The sequence below is a fragment of the Shewanella sp. 38A_GOM-205m genome (genome assembly GCF_000518445.1).
Taxonomy (GTDB): Bacteria; Pseudomonadota; Gammaproteobacteria; order Enterobacterales; family Shewanellaceae; genus Shewanella; species Shewanella algae.
Genome location: NZ_JADP01000031.1, coordinates 1 through 4,914 on the forward strand (window position 1 = coordinate 1; position 4,914 = coordinate 4,914).

Below are 4,914 nucleotides of genomic sequence, written 5' to 3' on the forward strand. Positions count from 1 at the left end.
GCAATCAGGGCAAAGAATACGGCGGACGGGTAGCCGTAACTGAACCTGAAACGCCAGTATGGTTCGTTCCGATACGCTGCGAAGTGAAGCGTCGTGAACAGCCTTAGCCGGTTTGCCGCAAGCACAGTGGCCGTTATCAATCGGCTTTAGGTGGATGATGAGGGTTTGTTGATTTTGCTCGGTATGGACGGCTTCAAAGCCTTCCCAGAGCGCAATGGGGAAGGTAATATTCGACATTGAGAACGGTTGGGGTTGGTCATTGTTTTTGTTTGGCGACTAAACAATAACTCTCCAACCGTTTTCATTTCCAGTCCACGCTAATCTGCGATGAACCTTTTTTTTTGCTTTATGCCCAGCTGTTTTCCGGGTAACAAAAAAGGGCCGTTAAGGCCCTTTTTTGTATTTAGATGCTAAATTATTTCAGCTGAGTCAGATAGATAGCAATATCCAACATCTCGTCATAAGACTTGATGGCACCGGTTTCAACCCGATACTTACCATTCACCACCAGCGCAGGAACACCTGAGATCTTGGCGTTTTCTGTGTTGCGCTTCATGTTGGCCACCATGCTGTTGACCATAAAAGAGTTGGCCGCAGAATCAAACTGCTTGGGATCCACACCATTGGCAACAAAGATAGCCTTGATGTCGTCACGATTGGTGAAGTGCTGCTTCTTGTCCTGAATCGCGCTGAACATGGCATGATTGACCTTATCAGACACCTTCAGTACTTCGGCAATGGCAAAGGCACGGGACATCTCAACACCCATCTCGCGGCCGATAAAGTCGACATGGTTTTGCTCAAAAGCCACACCTTCGGGCAGACGAGCCTTCAGCTTGGGGATCACGTTCTTTTCAAAGTTATAGCAATGAGGACAGTAGAAAGAGAAAAACTCTGTGATTTCAGGCTTGGCGGAGGCGGGGCCTTCACTAACCACAGTATAATGCACGCCTTCTTTGTACTGGGCCGCTGTGGCCGCCAGGGGAAGCAGCAAAAATGCCGCCGCCAACATCAGGATTTTCTTCATTGGAGTTCCTTGTTTATTAAAATTTCAGCCAACACTGCTGGAGTTGCTGAATAACATAATCTTCTTTTTGAGTCGAACTCAAGCTCTGAGTTCCCTTTTTGTTAAATCCAAATGCCGGGCGGCCATATCCTCAACACCCGGCACTCGTTCGATGCAGCCTCAATAAAGAATAAGACTCAGTGGCGCTTCATCCAGGCGCTGTTGCTGTTCTTTAAAGGCTTGCAACTGCTGTAGCCAGTATTCTTCGGTCGCAAACCAGGGGAAGTGGCGCGGAAACGCGGGGTCGTCCCAGCGCTTGGCCAGCCAGGCGTTGTAATGCAGCATTCGCAGAGCTCTGAGTGGCTCTATCAACTGCAGCTCTTTGGTATCGAAGTTGGAGAAGGCCTCGTAGGCCTCCAGCAAGACTTCCAACTGCAACGTCTGTTGCTGCCTGTCGCCGGACAGCATCATCCACAGATCCTGCACCGCAGGGCCGTTGCAGGCATCGTCGAGATCGACAAACCCGGGGCCATTGGGGGTCCAGAGAATATTGCCGGGATGCAGATCGCCATGCAGACGCATACTCTGGTATTCGATACCTTGCCAACGCCGCTGCAGCTCAGAGAAGAGGCTTAACGCCGCCTCGAGCAGATGTTCCCGCAAAGCGTTCGGGATCAGCTCTGTGCACTGCAATTGCTCCAGCGCCGGAGTCCCCAGGGTTATCGGCGTCAGGTTCAAACGCTGCTTAAACAGGCTGCCACGGGAATACTGGTGCAAACGGCCGATAAACTGGCCGGCGCCCTCTATCTGATCCAGGTTGTCCACCTCAAAGCTGCGACCTCCTATGGAAGGAAACAGCGCAAAACGCCACTCTTTGAAGTGATGCAGACTGCAGCCGTCGAGCACCACTGGGGCGGCAATGGGGATCTCGGCTTCGGCCAGCTCGAACGTAAATTCATGCTCTTCCAAAATCTGGGCATCGGTCCAACGCTCGGGGCGATAGAACTTAACCACGTACCTCTGGCCGCGATCGCAACGAAACTGATAGACCCGGTTCTCATAGCTGTTGAGTGGCGTTAGCCCCGTCTCGGGGTAAATCGCCAGACTTTCGATGGCATCCAAAATCAGTTCAGGGGAAAGATCCCGATAATGAAACGCCGCCGTGGCCTGCTTTTCTGTCATGCCTGTGACTCCAGTAAATGCTTCAGGTATACCAACACATCCCAGTCTTGTTCACTCTGGCAGCTCAACCAGCATACATCACCGTAGAACTCATAGTTGAGCCACAAGAGACTGCCTTCAAAATCCAGCAGCCATTGGTGACGATCAGCCCCCCATTGCCGCTCCAGCACCTTGGCATCGAGCGCCCGGCACAGGGGCTCGGCAAAGCTGTCGAAGGCTTCGAACTCGACCCCGGCCGTCATCGACAGGGTTTTATGCTCGGGATCCAAGCTAAGATTTTGATACTGCATTTTTTAATCCTATTTCTTAACTACTGCAGGACATGATCAACCCCTTACCCCAATCCGGTGGTCGCTTGGCATACTCCTGCATCTCAGGCTGTTCATCGAACGGGCGTCTGAGGAGCTGGTGCAACTGCTCAAGCGGCTGGGTATTGCCCTCCTCTTCGATGGCAATGATCGCTTCCTGAGCCAAATAGTTGCGCAAGATATATTTGGGGTTGTGGGCCCGGCGCTCGGCCTGCCACTGCTCAAGTCCCTGGCGAGTATCGATACGGCACCGGTACTCGGGCAGCCAATCATCCCAGCCCTGACGATTGATAAAATCATCCCTCAGACTGCTGTTTTCTGCCTTGGGATCCAGCTCGCCAAAGCGGCGCAGGCTCTGGGTGTAGTCCAAGGCGTTTTGTTCCAACAAGCCGGTAAAGGCGCCGATAAGCGCCAGGTCCTTGTTGTCCTGCTCCAGCCGGGCATCAAGGCTTAAATCTTCGGCCAAAGGTGCCAGCCCCAACTTGGCGCGCATCAAACCAAGATATTGCTGCACTAACTCATGCTGATAGCTATTGAGCGCGGCTATCAAATCATCGGAAGCCAGCACTGGCGTCAACGCCTGCGCCAAACGTTGCAGGTTCCACAAGCCGACGCCGGGTTGCTGACCGAAGGCGTAGCGTCCCTCGGGATCAGAATGGTTACAGATAAAGTCTTCCTTGAAGGTATCGAGGAAGGCGAAGGGGCCAAAGTCGAAGCTGTCACCGAGAATCGACATATTGTCGGTATTCATCACCCCGTGGGCAAAGCCCACCGCTTGCCAGTGGGCTATCATACGCGCGGTATCACGTACCACCAGAGCAAACCAGGCCTTGTAGCCCTCATAGTCCAGGCTGAGCTGGGGATAATGTTGGCTCAGGGTGAAATCGAGCAGCTGCTTGAGCTTGTCGGCCTGACCCTTCTCGCTGTAACAGAAATACTCGAAGTGACCAAAACGTATATGGCTACGGGCCAGGCGCACGGTAATGGCGCCTTTTTCCAGCGACTCGCGCCACACCGGCAGCTCAGAGCCGATCACCGCCAGCGCCCTGGTGGTGGGCACGCCCAAATGATACAGCGCCTCGGAAACCAGAAACTCGCGCACCGCAGAACGCATCACTGCACGGCCATCACCGTGACGCGAGTAAGGCGTGGGTCCCGCGCCCTTCAAGGCCAAATCCCAGGCACCGTCAGGCCCCTGCGCCTCACCGAGAATGATCGAACGGCCATCGCCCAACCTGGGGCTGTAGCCGCCAAACTGATGTCCACTGTAGACTTGGGCGTAATATTCGGCGCCCGGCATTCTCTGGTTGCCGGCGAGTTGCTGCAGCAGGGTTTCATTGGGGCCAGCCAAGCCCAAAAGCACCGCCGCATCATCACTCCAGGCCAACCAATGGGGCGAAGGTAGCCCGGCAGGCAGTACCTGCTGGTAAAATCCCGCCAGGCGGGTGAAGTAATCCTGTTTAAGTTTCATGTCCCTTATGGGCCGTTATTGTGCCATTGGTCACAGATTATCATATCCCTGTCGTCGAGACGGCAGTTGTGACCACACTCGAAGCTGCCCTTGCCCTCATTGAGGCGCTGCATGCCTCTGCCCTTGTCCTGGCACTGCTGCAGGGTTTGATAATAACCGGCAATGGCGTGGTAACGATCCAACGTCTCGGCCGTTTGCGGCTCGACGTCCGACTTATCTCTATTCGGCTGCTGTATATCCGTATCCGGATAGTAAAACAGGGTCCATTGCGGCTGCTTGCTGCAGGCTGCCAGCAGCAACAGCGAAGTGAGGGCAACCCATAAAGTCGCTGGTTTCATTGCGGCTCTCCATCAATAAAAAAGCGAACCCGCGGGCTCGCTTGGGAAGTAGTGAAAAAGCACTTTGCCCTTCACTCCTTGCTTGATTCTACACATTGAATCGGCTTTTGTACTCAGGCTGAGGCTTTATCCCTGGCCTTTTCTATCCGCTTGATACGACCTTCAAAGCCCGTAACTGTGCCATCTTCCAGCCCATATTCAATCGCCTTGTTGCACAGAGCTATGGCGGCATCGAAACGACCTGCATCGCTGCACAGGGTAGAGAGCTGCATAAAACCTGTGCCCTTGAACTCGGCCTTGGGTGATTTGCTGAGTACTTTCTCCCGACTGGCGGCAAACAGGGCGCTATATGCGGTATCGTACTCTTGCCCCAACTGCAGATACTTGCTGTTTTTCCGCTGCTTGTAGCATTCACCTATCACGGCCAGTAAAGCATCATGCGCTTCGATAGCGCCTTCAGAGGCCTGATACTGTTCCATCGCCCGCTTGAGGGTGATATTGCCCCAACTGATATCCGGCGCAGCCGCCTTGACTGGCTCTGGCTCTGGCTCTGGCTCTGGCTCTGGCTCTGGCTCTGGCTCTGGCTCTGGCTCTGGCTCTGGCTCTGGC

At 54.1% G+C, this 4,914-nt stretch carries 6 protein-coding genes and 1 pseudogene; all 7 read right to left on the minus strand.

Features of this window, described 5'->3' with window-relative positions; genetic code table 11:
- Nucleotides 1-237: hypothetical protein (locus N512_RS24710; RefSeq protein ID WP_037475281.1), on the minus strand; the 237-nt coding region annotated here is incomplete at its 3' end.
- Between the two features lie 178 nt (nucleotides 238-415).
- Nucleotides 416-1,027, minus strand: coding sequence for a thiol:disulfide interchange protein DsbA/DsbL (locus tag N512_RS0115830; protein WP_028780957.1), 612 nt, complete (start codon nucleotides 1,025-1,027; stop codon nucleotides 416-418).
- A 159-nt stretch (nucleotides 1,028-1,186) separates the two neighbouring features.
- On the minus strand, nucleotides 1,187-2,188 hold the full coding sequence (locus tag N512_RS0115835; RefSeq protein ID WP_028780958.1) for a serine/threonine protein kinase: 1,002 nt from the start codon (nucleotides 2,186-2,188) through the stop codon (nucleotides 1,187-1,189).
- Complete coding sequence (locus N512_RS0115840; RefSeq protein ID WP_025010848.1) at nucleotides 2,185-2,478, minus strand: DUF3630 family protein; 294 nt, start codon at nucleotides 2,476-2,478, stop codon at nucleotides 2,185-2,187. The genes N512_RS0115835 and N512_RS0115840 overlap by 4 nt, the downstream gene beginning before the upstream one ends.
- Nucleotides 2,479-2,494: 16 nt before the next feature.
- Entirely contained in the window at nucleotides 2,495-3,967 is a 1,473-nt protein-coding gene (locus N512_RS0115845) for a protein adenylyltransferase SelO (RefSeq protein WP_028780959.1), read from the minus strand.
- Nucleotides 3,968-3,972: 5 nt separating this feature from the next.
- Entirely contained in the window at nucleotides 3,973-4,305 is a 333-nt protein-coding gene (locus N512_RS0115850) for a hypothetical protein (protein ID WP_025010847.1), read from the minus strand.
- A gap of 113 nt (nucleotides 4,306-4,418) precedes the next feature.
- A pseudogene (locus N512_RS24850) lies at nucleotides 4,419-4,914 on the minus strand (hypothetical protein); the annotation flags it as partial.